Origin of the sequence: Streptomyces sp. TSRI0281, from assembly GCF_001905125.1 — a bacterium.
Lineage (GTDB): Bacteria > Actinomycetota > Actinomycetes > Streptomycetales > Streptomycetaceae > Streptomyces.
This window is the reverse complement of the sequence record NZ_LWLE01000012.1, coordinates 120853-138785: the sequence shown is the minus strand read 5'-3', so window position 1 is coordinate 138785 and position 17933 is coordinate 120853. Positions and strand designations below refer to the sequence as shown.

The 17933-nt window shown below is 72.0% G+C and carries 12 protein-coding genes, 2 pseudogenes and 1 riboswitch; of the genes and pseudogenes, 7 read left to right on the top strand and 7 right to left on the bottom strand.

What is annotated here, in order from left to right; all coding sequences use genetic code 11:
• Positions 1 to 44 precede the first annotated feature (44 nt).
• The 6 genes from A6A29_RS18470 to A6A29_RS18445 form a co-directional block, all read right to left on the bottom strand.
• Positions 45 to 1154: a peptidase C39 family protein gene (locus A6A29_RS18470; RefSeq protein ID WP_073721201.1), complete on the bottom strand. Its 1110-nt coding sequence runs from the start codon at positions 1152 to 1154 to the stop codon at positions 45 to 47.
• A 124-nt stretch (positions 1155 to 1278) separates the two neighbouring features.
• A complete protein-coding gene (locus A6A29_RS18465) occupies positions 1279 to 3381 on the bottom strand; it encodes an iron ABC transporter permease (protein WP_073721200.1) in 2103 nt (700 codons plus the stop codon).
• The gene (locus A6A29_RS18460; protein WP_073721199.1) at positions 3378 to 4439 is read right to left on the bottom strand and encodes an iron-siderophore ABC transporter substrate-binding protein; all 1062 of its coding nucleotides are present in this window, start codon (positions 4437 to 4439) and stop codon (positions 3378 to 3380) included. Before A6A29_RS18460 ends, A6A29_RS18465 begins: the two co-directional genes overlap by 4 nt.
• Before the next feature lie 58 nt (positions 4440 to 4497).
• Positions 4498 to 5361, bottom strand: a complete 864-nt coding sequence (locus A6A29_RS18455) for an ABC transporter ATP-binding protein (RefSeq protein WP_073721198.1) — start codon at positions 5359 to 5361, stop codon at positions 4498 to 4500.
• Positions 5362 to 5528: 167 nt separating this feature from the next.
• On the bottom strand, positions 5529 to 6368 hold the full coding sequence (locus A6A29_RS18450) for a helix-turn-helix domain-containing protein (RefSeq protein WP_198953117.1): 840 nt from the start codon (positions 6366 to 6368) through the stop codon (positions 5529 to 5531).
• Between the two features lie 373 nt (positions 6369 to 6741).
• The gene (locus tag A6A29_RS18445; RefSeq protein WP_073721196.1) at positions 6742 to 7404 is read right to left on the bottom strand and encodes a deoxynucleoside kinase; all 663 of its coding nucleotides are present in this window, start codon (positions 7402 to 7404) and stop codon (positions 6742 to 6744) included.
• A gap of 310 nt (positions 7405 to 7714) precedes the next feature.
• Here A6A29_RS18445 and A6A29_RS18440 point away from each other — a divergent pair.
• Both A6A29_RS18440 and A6A29_RS18435 read left to right on the top strand, forming a co-directional pair.
• A pseudogene (locus A6A29_RS18440) lies at positions 7715 to 7942 on the top strand (methylisocitrate lyase); the annotation flags it as partial.
• Positions 7943 to 7978: 36 nt separating this feature from the next.
• Positions 7979 to 8450 (top strand): annotated as a pseudogene (locus tag A6A29_RS18435) (citrate/2-methylcitrate synthase); the annotation flags it as partial.
• A 62-nt stretch (positions 8451 to 8512) separates the two neighbouring features.
• Here the strand turns inward: A6A29_RS18435 and A6A29_RS18430 are convergent.
• Positions 8513 to 9925 carry a hypothetical protein gene (locus A6A29_RS18430; RefSeq protein WP_073721193.1) on the bottom strand — a complete coding sequence of 471 codons (1413 nt, stop codon included), beginning with the start codon at positions 9923 to 9925 and terminating at the stop codon, positions 8513 to 8515.
• A gap of 137 nt (positions 9926 to 10062) precedes the next feature.
• Positions 10063 to 10138, bottom strand: a riboswitch (cobalamin riboswitch).
• Positions 10139 to 10567: 429 nt separating this feature from the next.
• On the opposite strand from A6A29_RS18430, the gene A6A29_RS18425 reads away from it, so the two are divergent.
• Genes A6A29_RS18425 through A6A29_RS18405 form a run of 5 tightly spaced genes read left to right on the top strand, consistent with a single transcriptional unit; the run spans position 10568 to position 17888 of the window.
• Entirely contained in the window at positions 10568 to 13291 is a 2724-nt protein-coding gene (locus tag A6A29_RS18425; protein WP_241838539.1) for a prenyltransferase/squalene oxidase repeat-containing protein, read from the top strand.
• Entirely contained in the window at positions 13288 to 14211 is a 924-nt protein-coding gene (locus A6A29_RS18420) for a hypothetical protein (protein WP_073721191.1), read from the top strand. The genes A6A29_RS18425 and A6A29_RS18420 overlap by 4 nt, the downstream gene beginning before the upstream one ends.
• Before the next feature lie 4 nt (positions 14212 to 14215).
• Positions 14216 to 15400, top strand: coding sequence for an energy-coupling factor transporter transmembrane component T (locus tag A6A29_RS18415; RefSeq protein WP_073721190.1), 1185 nt, complete (start codon positions 14216 to 14218; stop codon positions 15398 to 15400).
• Positions 15397 to 17052, top strand: a complete 1656-nt coding sequence (locus tag A6A29_RS18410) for an ABC transporter ATP-binding protein (protein WP_073721189.1) — start codon at positions 15397 to 15399, stop codon at positions 17050 to 17052. Before A6A29_RS18415 ends, A6A29_RS18410 begins: the two co-directional genes overlap by 4 nt.
• Positions 17049 to 17888, top strand: a complete 840-nt coding sequence (locus A6A29_RS18405; RefSeq protein WP_073721188.1) for an ECF transporter S component — start codon at positions 17049 to 17051, stop codon at positions 17886 to 17888. The genes A6A29_RS18410 and A6A29_RS18405 overlap by 4 nt, the downstream gene beginning before the upstream one ends.
• Positions 17889 to 17933 lie beyond the last annotated feature (45 nt).

Here is a 17933-nt window from a genome sequence, read left to right as displayed (position 1 = left end):
ACCCAGCGCCGCTGATGCCGGGTGGGATGCCGGCCCCGAGGGGGCTACTCGTCGGCCGGTTCAGAGGACGGCTCACCGCTCCGCCGCGGGCGGCCGATGGTCACGGCACCGCTGAAGCCGTCCGCGGAGACGGCCGACATCGTGTCCAGCGACCGATCGGGGACGGGCAGCAGATGGGCATCGACCCAGGTGTCCCCCGTCGCCGCGTTGGCCCACGGGTCCTCGACGACGACGGCGCCGGGCACAACGCCGTGACAGAGCACCCAGTGCGGTACGTCGAACCCCTGCATCCCGGCCAGCGAGACCAGGAGCAGCACATGCTCCCGTCGGCCGACCGCGGAGCGGATCGCGGCCGTGGAGAGACGGTGCGGGGCGATCGGTACGCCGATCCGTCCGGCGTCCGCACGCGACATGCGCTGGAGGTGGGCACGCCACTCCTGCTCGTTCTCCGAAAGGTGGTCCAGCAGGACGGGCCGGTCCACGTCGAGGTGGACCGCGACGGGGGACGACGGCCATGCCCGGCGTACGGCCACGCCCAGTCCCACGGGCTCGCATGCGGGGAAGTTGGTCGCGTCGCGCCACAGCGTCAGCTCCGCCCGGCGGTCGAACTCCTCCCGCGACAGCACCCCCGCATGCACCTGGGCGACCAGGGCGGTGACGGCGCCGCACGTGAAGTGCGTGGTCTGCCCGTAGTACGGAGGCTCGGTCACCGTGCTGTCGTGCAGCCAGCGAACGTAACCGGCCGCGGGCCCCGCAACGTCCTCCGGTTGCGCGAGCGGAGGACTCAACGCGGCGAAGCCGGCGGCAGCGGCGTCCTCGGGACTTGCCGTCCATCCTTCCCACTTGACCTGCGCAAGCTCCCGGTCGCGTGCGTGGGCGACGACGGCGGTGACGGCTGCCGGGATGTCACCGATGGCGTCGACGATCTTCAGATAGGCCGTGTGCGGGCGTGCCGTCACGAGCGCGGCAGCGGTCCAGTCCTCGCCGTCCTCACCCGGAACGGCCACGAGGTGGGGGGCGTGGGCGGTGCGGTCGACCGCGTGCCAGCGCTCCAGCACCTCGTGGTGTCCGAGTCGTCCCAGCGGGGTCGGCGAGGTACCGGCCTCGAACGGGACGACGAGGGGATTCACGGACGTTTCCTGCTGGGACGTCATATCGGTACTCCTGGTGGGTCTGAGAGGGAGGGGCGGGGCCCGGGCCGGGCCTGCCACCGGCCCCGGGCCGCCGCGCCCTGGGGCCGGTGGCAGGCGGCAGAGCCCGGGGCGCTGCCGCCCGGTGTCATGCGCGGGACTGCCGGAGCACCCAGACGAAGTACGGAGCCCCGACCAGAGCGATCATGAGGCCCGCCGGCATCTGGGCGGGCGCGACGAGCGTGCGGCCGAGGGCGTCGGCCACGCACACCAGCAATCCGCCGAGCAGCATCGCGACCGGAATCGCGCGGCCGTGCCGGGCGCCCACCAATGACCGGGCGAGATGCGGGGCGACGAGCCCCACGAAGCCGACGACGCCGACGGCGATCACGCTGAGCGCCGCGAGCACCGCGGCGATCGCGAGCGCGGCGAAGCGTGTGCGTTCGACCCTGACGCCGACGATGCGCGGGGTGTCCTCGTCGACGGCGAGCAGGTCGAGCCGGCCTCGCATGGCGAACAGCACGGGAAGCGCGAGCGCCAGGGCCACCGCGACCGGTACGACGTCGGGCAGGGTGCGGCCGTAGGTCGTGCCGGAGAGCCAGGTGAAGATCCGGGGCGTGTTGTACGGGTCGGCACGCAGCAGGAGGAAGGTGGTGATGGAGCTGAGGCCGTACCCGCACCCGATGCCGATCAGTACGAACCGGTCGGGCAGGAAGCCGCCGCGCCAGGCCAGCAGGGCGATCAGCCCGAAGGTGGCGAGCCCCGCCGCGACCGCGACCGCGATGAGCACAGGCCGTCCGCCCGAGAGGCCGGAGGTGACCACGCTCGCCGCGCCCAGCCCGGCACCCGCCGTGATGCCGAGCACTCCCGGCTCCGCCAGCGGGTTGCGTACCGCGCTCTGCACGACGCATCCGGCCAGTCCGAGCGCCGCGCCGGCGAGGACCGCGGCCGTCACCCGCGGGACCCGGTCGTCGAGCGCCTGGCCGATCAGGTCCGGGGCGGCGCCGCGGAACCACAGCGTGATGTCCCCCGTCCGCAGCCAGAGGCTGCCCGCCAGAACGGCCACGAGGACCGCCCCGGCCAGGAGTGTCACCATGGCGAACACGACGAGGAGGAACCCGCGGCGTGAGCGTGCGGCGACCCGTGAGTGCGGTGGCTGGCGGAGCCGGCCCGTGTCACGCAGGCGCAGCGCGAGGACCACGATCACGACGGAGCCGAGCAGCGCGGTCGGCACGCCGGTGGGAATGGAGGCGGCCCCGTCCGCACCCTGCACCGCGCGCAGGGACGCGTCCGCGAGCAGGATGAGCAGCGCGCCGAACAGCCCGGCCGCGGGCACCAGGAAGAGGTGCCGGCGCAACGCCCGGACGCGCCCCGCGATCAGGCGGGCCAGGACGGGGGCACCGAGGCCGACGAAGGAGATCGGGCCCGCGAGGGTCACCGCCGTACTGGTCAGAAGTACAGCGCAGATCACGGCCGTCACACGGGTGGTCCGGACCGGCACGCCGAGGGTGGACGCGGCATCGTCGCCCAGGTTCATCACGTCCAGCCGCCGGGACAGCACCAGGGCGACGCACAGCACCACGGCCACGAGAGGGAAGGCGCGTGCCGCGGCATCGATGTTCAGCTGTGCGAGCGAACCGCTCCCCCAGGCGAAGAGCCCGGTCGTGTTCTGGTTGAACAGGATGAGGAGCATCCCGGTCGCCGCGTCCAGGGCCATGGCCGTCGCCGATCCGGCGAGGATGAGGCGGGTGCCCGCGGTACCTGCGGCCCGGCCCGCGAGGAGCAGCACGAGCGCCGCCGCGACCAGGCCGCCGGTGAAGGCGACGGCCCCCGACGCCCACAGCGGAACGGCGAGGCCGAAGGCGGCGACGAGCGTGAGCGTGAGGTAGGCCCCGGCCGTGACCGCAAGGGTGTCGGGGGAGGCCAGCGCGTTGTGCGTGACGGACTGGAGCAGCGCGCCGGCGGTGCCGAGGGCGAAGCCCACCGCGACGCCCGCGAGCAGGCGTGGCAGGCGTGAGCCGGTGAGGATCTCACCGACCGGTGCGTCACCGGTGCTTTCCCGGTTCCCGGCGAGATGGCGCACCAGGCCGCCGACGCCGACGCCCGACGTCCCCTGCGTCAGGTGCCACATGCCCACCAGCGCGGTCACGACGAGAAGGAGTGCCAGGACGGCCACCCCCTGGGGGCCGCCACCGCGCTCGGCGCGCGGCAGCGTTCTCCCTCCGGATGTCGCTGTCTGCGGTGTGTTCACTTCTTGTCGAGTACGTCGACGTAGGCGTCGATCGCCTGCGCGCAGGAGCGCGGGCCGCCTGCGCCCCATACCCGCGACGGGAACGCGTGCGCCCGGCCTTCCTTCACGGCCGGGATGGTCTTCCAGATCGGGTTCTTGGCCAGCGCCGCGACGTACCCGCCGGCTCCTTCGTCGTTGGCGTAGAAGAGGTTGGCGTTCCCCACGGCGGTGAGTCCCTCGACATCGGTCTGCGCGAGGCCGTAGGCGGCATCGACGCCGCCGTCCCCGTGCGCCTTGTCGATGTCCTTGGTCCATGCGGGCTTCATACCGAGCTCTTTGCCTATCTCGGTGAACAGGGCGCCGTCACTGTAGGGGCGGACGGTGAGGTTGCCTCCCTGGAGCCAGCCGTCGAAGAACAGGAAGTCCTTCGTCGGCAGATCGGCGTCGGTGACCCGCTTCTTCGCCGTGGCCAGGTGCTGGTCGAACTCCTTGAGCACCTGGTCGGCACGCTCGGTGCGCCCCGTCGCCTTGCCGATCATGCTGAACACTTCCTGCATGTTGCCGATCGGGTCGGCCGGGTTCGCACCCCGTGTGGCCATCACGGGGACCCCTCGCTTCTCCAGCTTCGCGATGGTCTCGTCGTCGGCGTCGAACGCCTCGACGACGATGAGGTCGGGCTTGGCCGCGTAGAGGGTGTCGAGGTCGGGCTCCTCACGGGTGCCGATGTCCGTCACCCCGCCGGGCAGCTTCTCCGCGCTGACCCAGGTGCGGTACCCCTTCGCGTCGGAGACGGCGGTGGGGGTGACGCACAGGGTCAGCGCGTCCTCGATCTGCTGCCATTCCAGGACCGCGATCCGTTTGGCGGGCTTGTCGAGCTTCACCTGCCGGCCGACGCCGTCCTTGAAGGAGACCGGCTTCGTCGAGGTGGCCGTGGTGTCCTCGGCACAGCTCTTCGACGCGGGCGACGCGCTGGTGCCGCCTGCCTCGGTCCTGTCGACATCAGTCGTGCCGCAGGCCGTTGCGACGAGGAGGACGAGCCCGGTGGAGGCTGACGCCGCCAGGCGACGGGCACGGTTCATGAAGGGTCCTGCTTTCTTGGGGTTCGTTCGCGATTCGTTGGGGAGCGGATGTCCTGCTTCAGGAGGAGTGCCGCCCGAGCGGGTCGATACGGAGACGGCCCGTGCGGGGGTCGATACCGACCTCGACACGGATGTCGTAGACCTCGCCGATGTTCTCGGCGGTGAGGACGTCGGCAGGCGCGCCCGCCGCGTGCACACGACCGGAGCGCATCAGGACCAGCGTGTCCGCGACACGGGATGCCTGGTCCAGGTCGTGCAGCACGACCCCGACCGCGATGCCGTGCTCCTCGACGAGATCGCGTATCAGGTCGAGCGTCTCGATCTGGTAGCGCAGGTCCAGGTGGTTGGTCGGTTCGTCCAGCAGCACGACGCCGGTGTCCTGGGCCAGACAGGCCGCGAGCCAGACACGCTGCATCTCCCCGCCGGAGAGTTCCCCGACCGGCCGGCCGGCCATGTCCCGTACGCCGGTGATGCCCATGGCGTGGTCGATGGCGGTCCGGTCCTCGGCGGTCTGTCCGCCGAAGCCGTTCCGGTAGGGGTGGCGTCCGAACGACACGACCTCCGTCACCGTCAGCCCTTGGGGCGCGGGCCTCGACTGGGAGAAGAGCGTGACCTCGCGGGCGAACCGGCGGGGACTGAGCAGGGCCGCGTCACGCTCGGACTGTCCGTCGCGGGGGCCGAGCGTCACCCGGCCGCCGTCCACCCGGTGCAGTCGGGAGAGCGCTCGCAGCAGCGTGGACTTCCCGCTGCCGTTCGGCCCCACCAGGGCGGTCGCGCGGCCGGGTTCCAGGGCGATGGAGACGCCGTGGACGACGGGCTTGCCGCTGTACCGCAGCACCAGGTCGTGCCCGTTGAGAGCGGCAGCCGGCGCGACGCGGTCCACCGCGGGGCGGCCGGCGTGCCGGAAGGGGCTTGTGAACATCGAGGGGTCCGGACGGTCGGAGGGGCAAGGACTGCGGCACCCTCCGTCCGGCCTTCACCGGCCGGGCCGCGGCTCTCCCGCGCACGGAGAGAGCACCGTGCGCGGCGAGCACCAACTAAGGGTCACCTAACTCCGTGAAGGTTATATTCCGCTTGCCGAGTCGACAATCAGGAGTTCTGGACACGCGATACGGGATTCCGGACATTCCCGTGGGTACCGTCGGCCGCGCCGAAGAACGCGCCCGGCGTGGTTCCCATGACCCGTCGGAAGGCCGCGATGAAGGAACTGGGCTGCGCGTAGCCGAGCGTCTCCGAGACCGTCATCACATCGAAGCCCTCGGAGAGGAGCATCAGCGCCCGATGCACACGCAGCATCTGCCGCCACCGCGCGAAGGAGAGACCCGTCGTGTGACGGAACGCACGGGTGACGGTGCGGTCGCTGATCCCCAGCGACTGTGCCCACTCCTCCAGCGAGCGGCCGTCGGCGGGATCGTCCAGCAGTGCCTCGGCGATCGTGTCGATCCGGTCGTCACCGGGCAGCTGCAGAGCGAACTGGCGCTCCGACGGCTGGATCACGTCGAACACGACCGACTCCGCCCGCGCCCTGGCCTCCGCGTCAAGATCCTCTCGGGACAGATGGGTCAGCAGCGACTCGAGCAACGGCGTCATCGTGATCGCTTTCGGTTCCCCGAACGCGAACGGCGTGCGGTCGGGAGCGAAGAAGGCGTCATGGAACTCCGCGCCGGCCGTCGCCCTGCCCCCGTGCACCACTCCGGCGGGCATCCACAGACCGCACCCCTCGAACACGGTGAAGACGCGGTCCTCCACCCGGGACGTCAGCGTTCCCCCGCGTACCCAGACGAGCTCGTGCAGGGCATGCGCATGCGGCGCCCACTCCGTGGGAACGCGGGGAACCCGGAACCCGGCGACGATGGCGAAAGGGACTGCCTCCTCCTCCGGCAGCGCCGCGACCCGGCGCATGGCGGTACCCGCCTCGCGCCGCCACATCCCGGGGGTCGCCTCACCACAGGACGATCGGACCATGGGGCCGAGTCTATCCAGGGCCCGCACCGGCACCGGCGCCCCGGACCGCGATGAACCGACGAGCGGTGCGGACGCGAAGGAACAACACAACGCGCGGCCGCCACCGCACGTACCGCTCGATATGCACGCCGACCCGCTCACGAGGTCACCGGGACCCCCGCACATGGAATCGTCCGCGTACGGGCAACGGTCAGGTCCGACGGGCGGGGCTCAGGAGTACGGATCGGGGATACGAGGTGCCTGCGAACGAGGTGGACGCCCCCGGAAGCAGGACCGCAGCTCGCCCGCCGACTCCGTCCAGGATCTCCGCGTGGGGACGCACCCGCGCGGAACGGCTTCAGACCCGGAGCCCGGCCGCCGTCAGGGCGCCCTTGACCTCTCGCAGCACGCGGGCCGCGTCCTCGGGGTCGTTCACCACATCGGTGTGGTTCATGTCGACGACGAGCACGTCGCTGGCCGAGTAGTGCGTGTGCACCCAGTCGTCGTAGCCGGACCACAGCGTCCGGTAGTACTCGACGAGGCTCTCGTCCTGCTCGAAATCGCGGCCCCGCAGCCCGATGCGATGCAGCACCGTCTCGAAGTCCGCCTTGAGGTAGACCATGAGATCGGGTGCCTTGCGGTACGGCAGGCCGTCGATCTCGCGCATCATCTCGTCGAGCAGCCCCTCGTACACCCGCATCTCGAGGGAGCTGATCCGCCCCAGGTCGTGATTGACCTTGGCGAAGTACCAGTCTTCGTAGATGGACCGGTCGAGAACGCTGTCGCCCTGCTTGTACGCCTCCTTGATCGAGGCGAACCGTGTCTGCAGGAAGTACAGCTGGAGCAGGAAGGGGTAACGGTTCGCCTGGATCTCCTCGGGGCTCGCCGTGTAGAAGAGCGGGAGGATCGGGTTGTCGTCCACGCTCTCGTAGAAGACTTCACTGCCCAGCTCCTTGGCGAGCAGCTCGGCCACGCTCGTCTTGCCGATCCCGATCATGCCTCCGACGCAGATCACCGGCATACCTCGCTTCTCCCTGGGGGCTTCTGTTCACGGGCGGGGGCTGGACACCCCACACCACCGGGACGCGGGTCGGCAGCCACCCGATTCCCCAAGATCTTCATGATCGGCGTCATCCAGGTCCCGGCCGGACCGAGGTCCCGACGCGCGCAGCGCTCCTACGGCCGGACGAACCGTTCCGCAGGTGCCGCGTACCGCGAGGAGCCATCGCCCCGCGGCCGCCCTGAAGCATAAATGACGACTCGCCCCCCGCGGTCCGGAGCACCGGCACCCACCTCCCCTGAGGGCTGTCCCCTCCTGCAGCCCATGCGGCACGCTGGACGGCCTCGGCTTCGACCTCGTCATCTGTCCGGTGACGTTCTTCCGCCTTGCCCCGGGGGCGGTCGAGGACGGCCTGCGCATGATCGCGGAAGAGGGCACCCAGGGGTCGCTCCTCCCCCGTACGCAGACCCGTTCGCGTCTGTACGAGGTCCTTGAGTACGGCGCGTACGCCGCCTTCGACGGAAGCGTCTTCGACTTCGCCCTGCCTCCCGGCAGCTGATCCCACCCGAGTGAGCCATGAGCGCCACCACCTCTGAAGTCCTTCGGGGAGGTCGCGTACCTCCTCTGGTACGGAGAGCTGCCGACATACCGTCCAGCTGGAGCGATTCCGGGCCCGGGAGCGGGCACTGCGTCCGCTCGACCGAACCACCGCCGAGCTGCCGGTGGTGGTCGCCGCCGGTCTCCGGCATCGGCTGGGGCAGGACCCCATCCAGCCGGATCCGGAGCTCGGGTGCACCGAGACCTTCTTCCAGATGTGCTTCGGCGCCGTGACGGCGGCGATCGGTGCGCTGAAGGGCCCGCCGCACAGTGGGGCCGACGAGGCGGTGATGCACATGCTGCGGGAGATCGGCGACCCGGGACACGCGGGGTCGTGGCTCGACCCGGCGCTGGCGGAGAAGCGAAAGATCATGGACTTCGGCCATCGGATCCACGGGCACGGGGACTCCCGTGTGCCGATCATGCAGGAGGCCACCGACCGGCTGGACGCCAGGGCCGCGGACCCCGAGTGAGACCGGACGTGCCCGGTCCGGGTGCGGCCCCTGTGCGGGGGGCCACACCCGGACCGGGATCAGGCGCCCCAGCGCAGGGCGATGGTGTCGCCCACGTTGATCACCTTGTTGCGGGCGGCACCGGCGAAGGCGGAGCCGTCGACGCCGGCCTTCCAGGTGTTGGAGCCGCTGTTGGCCTTGCCGTTGATGTCGGTGAGGGTGCCGGTGCCCGACGAGGGGGTCACGCTCGTGACGCATCCCGACGGGGTGGCCCCGCTGCCGGCGGCGTTGAGGACGTCGCCGAGGGTGGTGGTGGTACCGGTGGGTGTGAAGGCCACCGAGCAGACCTTCAGGTTCCCCGCGCCGTCGTCGACGGTGAGGGCCAACGTGGTGGCGGTGCCCGCGGTGAAGGTGGGCTGGGCGACCCACCGCGGGGCTCCAGGGGTGACCGGGACCGGCGGGGCAGTCGTGAAACCGCCGCCGACGACGCCCCGCAGAGCGTCGATGGAGGAGTAGGCGGAGGGGCCGGTGTCGGCCGGCTGGTACTTGAAGCCGCCCGCCGGGTTGTACTGGTTGGCGATCAGGAAGTCGATCGGGGTCTTGCCGCTCGACGTGAGGAAGTCTCCGGTCTGCGGGTTGATGCCGCAGGCGTTCAGGCCCGCGACACCCCACCCGTTGGAGCTGGTGTTGACCCCGTACATGGAGTTGAAGGCACCGGTGCCCGCGATCAGCTTGCCCTTGAGGAAGTTCTTCGCCTGCACCACGTCCGCGTCCGTGTTCGGCACGCCGGAGACGCACAGGGCAGCCATCGCGGAGCCGGTCATGTCAACGTCACTGGGAGCGTTCAGGGCAGTGGGGTCGCCCTCGGCCTTGCTGTAGGTCCAGCCGCCGTCGACGTGCTGGTTGGCACGGATACGCGTGACCATCGAGTCGGTGAGCGCCTGCGGGATACGGTTCGCGCCGCCCTGGGTCTTGGCACCATGCAGCGCGAGGGCCGCGAAGACGGTCCCGTTGAAGTTGGCGGACGGGCCGAAGTACCCGGCCTCGGCCGTCTGCCAGTACGCGTAGATGTTCGCGACGAGGTTCCGCGAGGCCGAGACCCGGGCGGGGTCGATACCGGCCGCGTACGCGTTCAGCGTGCCGCGCTCGTAGTCGGTGACCACCGGGGCGGCGGACGGCCAGCCCGCCGTGGACAGCAGGTTCCGGTAGACGGTCCGGGCGTTCTTCGTGGTGTCGCCGCCGGGGTAGACGTCGACGACCGCGGTGCCGGCGGCGGCGAAGGTGCTGAAGGCCCATTCGTTGGACAGGCCGGAACCGGCGTACGAACCGTCGGCCGCCTGGAGCGACTTGAGGTAGGCGACACCGTTCGCCCTGGACGTGGCGATCTGCGCGGGAGACGAGGTCGCGAAGGCGGGCAGCGAGGTGAGCGCGAACGCGCTCAGGGCTGCGGGCACCGCGAGCGCGAGGCGGCGGGAGATACGGGGACGGGACATGTCCTGCTCCTGGAATCGGCGGACCCCGGCTGCTCCTGCGCAGGCCGCACGTCACCGCCGTAGGGGCACGGCTGAGCCTGGTCGGAGGGCCGTAGTCCGGAACGCGTGGTACGGCTTCCTGTACTGCATCGCCGTCTGGGCATTCGGGCTCGGAAACGGCCCCCGCCGTCCCACACCGCTGCGCGTCAGCTCCGGCATCTCACCGGATTCCCCCAAGTGGCAGCCCAGGACGCTACCCGAGTGGTCAAGGGACCGCCAGCCATCCGGACCGGAATGCGGACCGCACGCATCCGGGGCCGGTCCGCCCGATCCTGTGCCACCTTGACGCGTCCATGGAATCCGTGTTGCACTCCGGCTGATAACTGCTCAACTCCAGGGGAAGCCGGTCGAATTCCGGCGCTGACCCGCAACCGTAGGCCCGGGCTCGTCCCGGGTGAGCCGGAATGCCTGGGGCTGGGCCACAAGTACGAAGAGCGCCGTCGCGGATTACGGTGTGGTCGTCGCAGCCTCCCCGGGGCGAAGGAAGCCGTGCGGGGGCACATCGCCACGCACGCAGCCGCCCGGCAGAGACGAGGGGCCGCGGTGGGGACCGAACAGCAGGCGAAACGGCAGTCGGGGACGGGACGACGATTCCTCTCGCTCATGACCGCGTCCTTCCTGACGCTCGGTGCGGGCATGGCCTTCTTCACAGTCCCCGACTCCGCCAGTGCCGAACCGATCGAGCAGTGCACGGCCACCACCGGCGCCATCGTGGCCGTGGACTTCGGTCCCTTCGGCGGCAAGGTCGAGCGCGGCTGCGACACGACCCCGACGACCGGCTACGAACTGCTGCACACGGGCGGCTTCACGACCGAGGGCACCGCCCACGACGGCCCCGCCTTCATCTGCCGCATAGGCAAGGACTCCGGTACGCGGTACCCCACTCCGGAGAAGGAGGCCTGCGTCCTCACCCCGCAGGCCACCGCGTACTGGTCGTACTGGATCGCCTCCCCCGGCCAGAAGAACTGGACCTACAGCCCGCTCGGCGCCATGGCGCGCACCCCGGAGCCCGGCGACGTGGACGCCTGGGTCTTCGGCGGCACCGACATCGGCGGCACCAAGGGCAAGCCGGCCTTCTCCCCCGACGACGTCCGGGCCGCAGGCGGCTCCACCCCCGACCCGACGGTGCCGACCGCCCCGCCCGACGTGCCCGCAGGATCGGTCGACGTTCCGGCCGCCACCCGCTGGATCACCGGAGAGCTGACGGACGGGAAGCGCGTCGTCGACGAAGGCTCCACCACTCCGAACTACTTCCTCACCACCGAGGCCGTGTTCGCCCTGGCGTCCACCGACGCCAAGAGCCGAGCGGCCCGCAGGATCGCCGACTTCCTGGCCACGCCCGCGCAGACGGACGCGTACGCGTACCCCGCCGGCAAGGACGGGATACCCGACGCCACCGCCGCCGCCCGCCTCGCGCTGGTCGCCGAGGCCACCGGCAGGGACCCCCGTGCCTTCGGCGGGCACGATCTCCTCGGTGACCTCCTCACCTACGTCTGTCCGCGCGACATCGGCGACGGCGAGACGATCGACGGCTGCCTCACCAAGGGCGACTTCCGCACGACGGGACAGTCCGACGCACAGGCCATGGCCGTCATCGCCCTGCTGAACGGCGGTGTGACGCCCCCCGCCGGCGCCGTGAACCGACTGACCGGGCTCCAGTGCGAGGACGGCGGCTTCACCTCCATCCTGATCCGCTCCGGCGGGTGGTGCGACAGCGACGCGAACTCCACCGGTCTGATCGCCCTGGCCCTGGGGCGGGCCGGCGGTCACGACGCCGCCGTGCAGAAGGCCCGCGGCTACCTCAAGAAGTCCCAACTGGCGTCCGGGGCCTGGCCCTCCGCCTCCTACATGACCACCGGCAGCCCGGCCTCCACCGCCTGGGCGGCGCAGGCCCTGCGCGCCCTCGGTGACGCCGCCTTCGCGGATGCCGGCGTCTCCTGGCTCTCCGAGCACCAGTTCCCCGGAGGCGGCTTCGGCTTCGAGGAGGACGACACCGAATCGCGTCTCTTCGCCACCACCCCGGTCACGGTCGCCGGCGCCAGGAGCGACCTCGTCACGCTCACCACCAGGAAGACCGACCCGCCGACCACGCCTCCGGCAGGTGACGGGCCCAATCTGAAGAAGGGCGTGGCGTACCTCACCGACCCCAGCCGGCTGATCCGGGGCCGCTACTACGAGGCCGGCGCGGGCACCGGCCACGCCGACTACGGCATGACCATCGACGGCGCCTACTCCCTCGCCGCCACCGGGACGGACAACGCCACCCTGCGCAACATCGTCGACTTCTTCGACAAGGGCGGCAAGGACGGCAAGGGCCGGGGCATCCACGACTGGACGCTCATCGGCACCAAGTACGCGAGCGGCGGCTCCCTCGGCAAGGCGGCCCTCCTCGCGGAGGCCGTGGGACGCGACCCCCGCGACTTCGGCGGCCAGGACCTGATCGCCGCACTCGCCAAGGGCACCTGCGCCGCCAGGACCTCGACCCGCCAGGAGTGCGCGGCGAAGGGCAACTACACCTACGCGACTTCCGTGTTCTCCCAGTCCCTCGGCGTCATCGCGCAGCTCCGGGCGGGTGAGAAGGCTGCCGCGGCCGGGCCGATCGCCTATCTCAAGAGCCTCCAGACCCCCTCGGGCGCCTGGGTCAGCCTGATCGGCGAGCCGAGCGATGCCGAGGTCGACTCCACCGCCATGGCCGCCATGGCCATCGACCTGTTGCCCGATGCCGCCTCCCAGGCCGCCGCGGACAAGGCCGTCGCGTGGCTCGCCACCCAGCAGAAGGTGGACGGCGGGTTCCCCGGCGCCTCCGGCAACTCCGTCAACTCCGCCGCCCTCGCCATCCAGGGGCTCTCCCTGGACGCGCCCAAGTACAGCGCGCAGATCGCCAGGGCCCGCACGTTCCTGGCGAGCCGGCAGAACCGCGACGGCGGCTTCACCATCGCCAAGGGCGGCCAGCCGGGCTCCGATGTCCGCGCCTCCGCCCAGGCGGTCGGCGGCGCCACCGGGATCTCCTTCGGCCTGCTGACCCGTGACCTCGACGGCACCACCCCTGAGCCCGTCCCCGGCACATCCGGCGGGACGAACGGCGGGACCGCCGGTTCCTCCTCCGGCGGCAACGGCTCGCCCGTCATCGTGACCCCGGGCGAGGACGCGGGGGGCGCGGGCTCCTCCGGGGGCGGCGCCTCCGGCTCGGGCGGCGGGAGCCTCGCCTCCACCGGTGCCCGGGTCGTCGGCCTCGCCGCCGCCGCCCTGGTCCTGGCCCTCGGCGGCTGGGGCCTCACCCGCGCCGCCGCCGGGCGCCGCCGCGAGAACACCGGGAGCGAGGCATGAGCGGCAACCGACTCCTGCGGGCCCTGGCCCGTACGGTCGCCGCGCTCGGGCTGACGGTGGCGGCCTTCGCCGCCACCGCGGCCCCGGCAGCCGCGGCCCCGCAGCCGATGGGCAGGTGCACCACCTCCTCCGGGGTCGTGCTGGCCGTGGACTTCAGCCACTGGGGCGGTCCCGTCTACCGCTCCTGCGGGACGACCCCCACCACCGGCTACGAGCTCCTCAACCAGGGCGGCTGGGCCACCACCGGCACCGGCCACGACGGCCCCGCCTTCATCTGCCGCATCGGATACAGCGGTTACAAGGGCGGCAGGCAGTACCCGACGCCCCAGCAGGACGACTGCGTGCTGACCCCGCCGGCCTCCGCGTACTGGTCGTACTGGCACGCGAACCCCGGCCGGAACACCTGGGAGTACAGTCGGCTCGGCGCGATGCTCTACAAGCCGAAGCCCGGCAGCGTCGATCTGTGGATCTTCGGCGGCACCGACATCGAGGGCACCGAGGGCAGGCCCACCGTCACCCCCGACCAGCTGCGCGCCAGGAACACCAGGCCGACCGGTGGACCCGCCCCCGAGGACACCCGTACGGCGGCGCCCCTGCCGCGCGACGTCAACACCGGCCCCGAGCCGGAGAATCCGCCGCCGGCCGACCCGGCCCCTCCCGCGACGACACCGCCGCCCGGCCCCACCGCGTCGGCGAGCCCCTCACCTTCGGCAAGCCCCTCCGGGAGCGTCTCGCCGTCACCGTCGTCCAGCGCCCCGGCCGTGGCCGCTCCCAGCCCACAGGTCGTTGACGCGGCTCCCGCCGCGGACGCGAGACACGACGTGGGCTCGTACCTGCCCGCCGTCGCCACCGGGGCCCTGGTGCTCCTCATCGGCGCCGCCGCCGTACGCGCGGCCAAGCGCCGCCGTCGTACGGAGTAGCCGCGTGTCACGCACCACCACGGCCGCGGCCGAGCCGCCCGTGTCCGGCCTCGCACCGGACGCGGGCGGCCGCCGCCTGCCCCGCACCCTTCACCCCGTCGCCTGGTGGATCTGGGCCCTGGCCCTGGCCACGGCGGTCAGCCGCACCAACAACCCGCTGCTGCTGTTCCTCGTCCTGGCCGTCCTCGGCTACGTCATCACCATGCGCCGCACCGAGGCCCCCTGGGCCCGCGGCTTCACGTACTACCTCTACCTGGCACTGACCGTGGTGGCGATCCGGGTGGTGTTCCGCGCGATCTTCGCCACCGGGATCACCCCTCGCGACCACTTCCTCTTCTCGCTCCCCCACATCCCCACCCCGAACTGGTACGCCGGCATTCAACTCGGCGGCCCCGTCTCGCTGGAGGCGCTCCTCTCCGCGGCCACGGACGGGCTGCGGCTGGCCTGCCTGCTGTGCTGCATCGGCGCGGCCAACACCCTCGCCAACCCCAAGCGAGCCCTGCGCGTGCTGCCCGGTGCCCTCTACGAACTCGGCGTCGCCGTGACCGTCTCCATCAGCGTCGCCCCGCAGCTCGTCCAGAGCGTCCAGCGCGTGCACCGGGCCAAGCGGCTGCGGGCCGGGCCCTCCAAGGGGCTCCGCGCCCTGCGGGGCATCATCGTGCCCGTCCTCGAAGACGCCCTGGAACGCTCCCTGCGGCTCGCCGCGGCCATGGACTCGCGCGGCTACGGCCGGACCGGTACCGCCACCCGCCGCTCCCGGCGGGCCACCGGTGCCCTCATGCTGCTCGGCATGTGCGGGTTGTGCGCCGGCGCCTACGGCCTCCTCGACGCCACCGCCCCCAAGCTGCTCGGCCTGCCCGCCATGGGCGCGGGCGCGCTCCTGTGCTTCGCCGGCCTGCGCCTCGGCGGCCGCCGCGTCACCCGGACCACGTACCGCCCCGACCCCTGGCACTTCGCGGAATGGGCCGTCGCCGCCTGCGGCGTCCTCTCCGCCGTCCTGCTGTTCACGAACGTCGGCTTCAACGCCGCCGAGCTCAACCCCTCCATCTACCCGCTCAGCTGGCCCACGCTGCCGCTCGTACCCGCCGCCGCGATCCTGCTCGCGGGCACGGCCGGGATCCTGGCCCCGCCCCCGACCACCCCGGCCCGACCGGCCGTCCCCGCTCAGCGCACCGAGGAACCCGAATGATCACCTTCGATCAGGTCGCCGTCCAGTACGACGACACGGCCGAGCCCGTACTGCGCGACGTGAACCTCACAGTGGAGGAAGGCGAGCTCTGCCTGGTCGTCGGGCACACCGGTGTCGGCAAGTCCACCCTCCTCGGCGCCGTCAACGGCCTCGTACCGCACTTCACCGGCGGCACCCTCTTCGGCCGGGTCCTGGTCGACGGCAGGGACACCGCGGACCACCCTCCCCGTGAACTCGCCGATGTGGTGGGGGTCGTGGGACAGGACCCCCTGGACGGTTTCGTCACCGACACCGTCGAGGAAGAACTCGCCTACGCGATGGAGCAGTTGGCGGTTGTGCCCGCCACCATGCGCAAACGCGTGGAGGAGACCCTCGACCTGCTCGGCCTCGCCGACCTGCGCCACCGCGCGCTGCACGAGCTCTCCGGCGGCCAGCAGCAGCGCGTCGCGATCGGCTCCGTCCTCACCGCCCACCCCCGTGTACTCGTCCTGGACGAGCCCACGTCCGCCCTGGACCCGACGGCCGCGGAGGAGGTCCTGGCGGCCGTCACCCGGCTCGTCCACGACCTCGGTGTCACGGTGCTGCTCGCCGAACACCGCCTGGAGCGCGTGGTCCAGTACGCCGACCGCGTCATCCACCTCCCGGGCGACGGCCTCGTCGTGTCGGGCGCGCCCGCCGAGATCTTCCGTACGTCCTCCATCGCCCCGCCCATCGTGGAACTCGGCCGCGCCGCGGGCTGGTCCCCGCTCCCCCTGTCGATCCGCGACGCCCGCCGGGCGGCGGCTCCGCTGCGCACCCGGCTGGCCGGGACCGTTCCCCCGCCGGTGAGGCCCGCCCCGGCCCCGGACCGCCCCGAACTCCTCACCGCGCGCGGCATCACCGTCACCTACCACGGCGTGCCGGCCGTACGCGAGGTCGACCTGACCCTGCACGGCTGCGAGGTCACCGCCCTCATGGGCCGCAACGGCTCCGGCAAGTCCTCCCTGCTGTGGGCGCTCCAGGGGTCGGGGCCGCGCAAGGCGGGCTCCGTGGCCGTCGCGGCGCCCGGTGCACCGAAGCCGCGGGATCCCCGGAAGCTCTCCGCGGCGGCGGCCCGCCGGCTCGTCGGACTCGTCCCCCAGACCCCGACCGACCTCCTCTACCTGGAGTCCGTCAAGCAGGAGCTCGACCAGGCCGACGCCGAGTCAGGGGTCGCCGGGGACGGCATCCGGGCCCGCGCCGTCCTGGACCGGCTGGCACCGGGCATCCCCGACACCACCCACCCCCGTGACCTCTCCGAGGGCCAGAAGCTCGCCCTGGTCCTCGCGATCCAGCTGACCGCCGCCCCCCGCGTGCTGCTCCTCGACGAGCCCACCCGCGGCCTCGACTACCGCGCCAAGAGCGAACTGATCCGCATCGTCGACGACCTGGCCGCGGAGGGCCGCGCCGTCGTGATCTCCACGCACGACGTGGAGTTCGTCGCGCGGGCCGCCGACCGCGTCGTGGTCATGGCCGAGGGTGACGTGGTCGCCGACGGCCCCACCACCGAGGTCATCGTCGCCTCCCCCGTCTTCGCCCCCCAGACGGCCAAGATCCTCGCCCCGCTCCCGTACCTCACGGTCGCCCAGTCGGCCGCCCGCATGCCCGCCGACGAGACGGACCCGGACTCATGACCGCACGCGCCGCCGCCATCCGGATCAACGCGCGGGCCGGGACCGTCATCGCCATGGCCGGCTTCCTCGGCATCGTCGCGTTCTTCTGGCCCTTCCTCGTCGCCCCCGGCAGGTTCGGCTCGAACTACGCACCACCGCTGATCTTCGGTGTCCTGCTCGTGATCGTGCTCTGCGTGGTCATCTCCGAGATCGCCGAGGGCGGCATCAACTCCAAGGCCCTGGCCATGCTGGGGGTGCTGTCCGCGGTCAACGCCGCCATCCGCCCCCTCGGCGCGGGCACGGCCGGCATCGAGACGGTGTTCTTCATCCTGGTCCTGGCCGGACGGGTGTTCGGTCCCGGCTTCGGCTTCACCCTCGGCTGCACGTCCCTCTTCGCCTCCGCCCTGATCACGGGCGGGGTCGGGCCCTGGATGCCGTACCAGATGTTCGGCTGCGCCTTCGTCGGTATGCTCGCCGGCTTCCTCCCGAAGGCCACCGGCCGCCGCGAGGTCGCTCTGCTCGCCGTCTACGGCTCCGTGTCCGGCTACCTCTTCGGCTTCCTCCTCAACCTCTCCTTCTGGCCGTTCTCCCTCGACCCCAACAGCTCCATCGCCTATCTCCCCGGCCTCCCCTTCACCGAGCAGTTCCAGCGCTACCTCGCCTTCGACCTCGCCACCTCCCTCGGCTGGGACACCGGACGCGCCGTCACCAACTTCGTCTGCGTCTGCCTGGCGGGCCCGGCCGTGCTCACGGTCTTCCGCCGCGCGGCCCGCAGGGCCCGCTTCCAGGCCCCGATCCGCTTCGCACCGCGCACGCCTCCGGCCGAGCGCACGCCCCCGAAGCGACCCGCGCCCTGAGTCGTGGCCCGGGCCGGCCCGCGGTGTCGGCCCGGGCCGTGCGGG

Bases quoted from the DNA above. Each gene is read 5' to 3' on its own strand.
- A6A29_RS18470 (WP_073721201.1), bottom strand. From the start codon at position 1,154: ATGACGTCCCAGCAGGAAACGTCCGTGAATCCCCTCGTCGTCCCGTTC.
- A6A29_RS18460 (WP_073721199.1), bottom strand. From the start codon at position 4,439: ATGAACCGTGCCCGTCGCCTGGCGGCGTCAGCCTCCACCGGGCTCGTC.
- A6A29_RS18455 (WP_073721198.1), bottom strand. From the start codon at position 5,361: ATGTTCACAAGCCCCTTCCGGCACGCCGGCCGCCCCGCGGTGGACCGC.
- A6A29_RS18450 (WP_198953117.1), bottom strand. From the start codon at position 6,368: ATGTGGCGGCGCGAGGCGGGTACCGCCATGCGCCGGGTCGCGGCGCTG.
- A6A29_RS18445 (WP_073721196.1), bottom strand. From the start codon at position 7,404: ATGCCGGTGATCTGCGTCGGAGGCATGATCGGGATCGGCAAGACGAGC.
- A6A29_RS18430 (WP_073721193.1), bottom strand. From the start codon at position 9,925: ATGTCCCGTCCCCGTATCTCCCGCCGCCTCGCGCTCGCGGTGCCCGCA.
- A6A29_RS18425 (WP_241838539.1), top strand. From the start codon at position 10,568: ATGACCGCGTCCTTCCTGACGCTCGGTGCGGGCATGGCCTTCTTCACA.
- A6A29_RS18420 (WP_073721191.1), top strand. From the start codon at position 13,288: ATGAGCGGCAACCGACTCCTGCGGGCCCTGGCCCGTACGGTCGCCGCG.
- A6A29_RS18410 (WP_073721189.1), top strand. From the start codon at position 15,397: ATGATCACCTTCGATCAGGTCGCCGTCCAGTACGACGACACGGCCGAG.
- A6A29_RS18405 (WP_073721188.1), top strand. From the start codon at position 17,049: ATGACCGCACGCGCCGCCGCCATCCGGATCAACGCGCGGGCCGGGACC.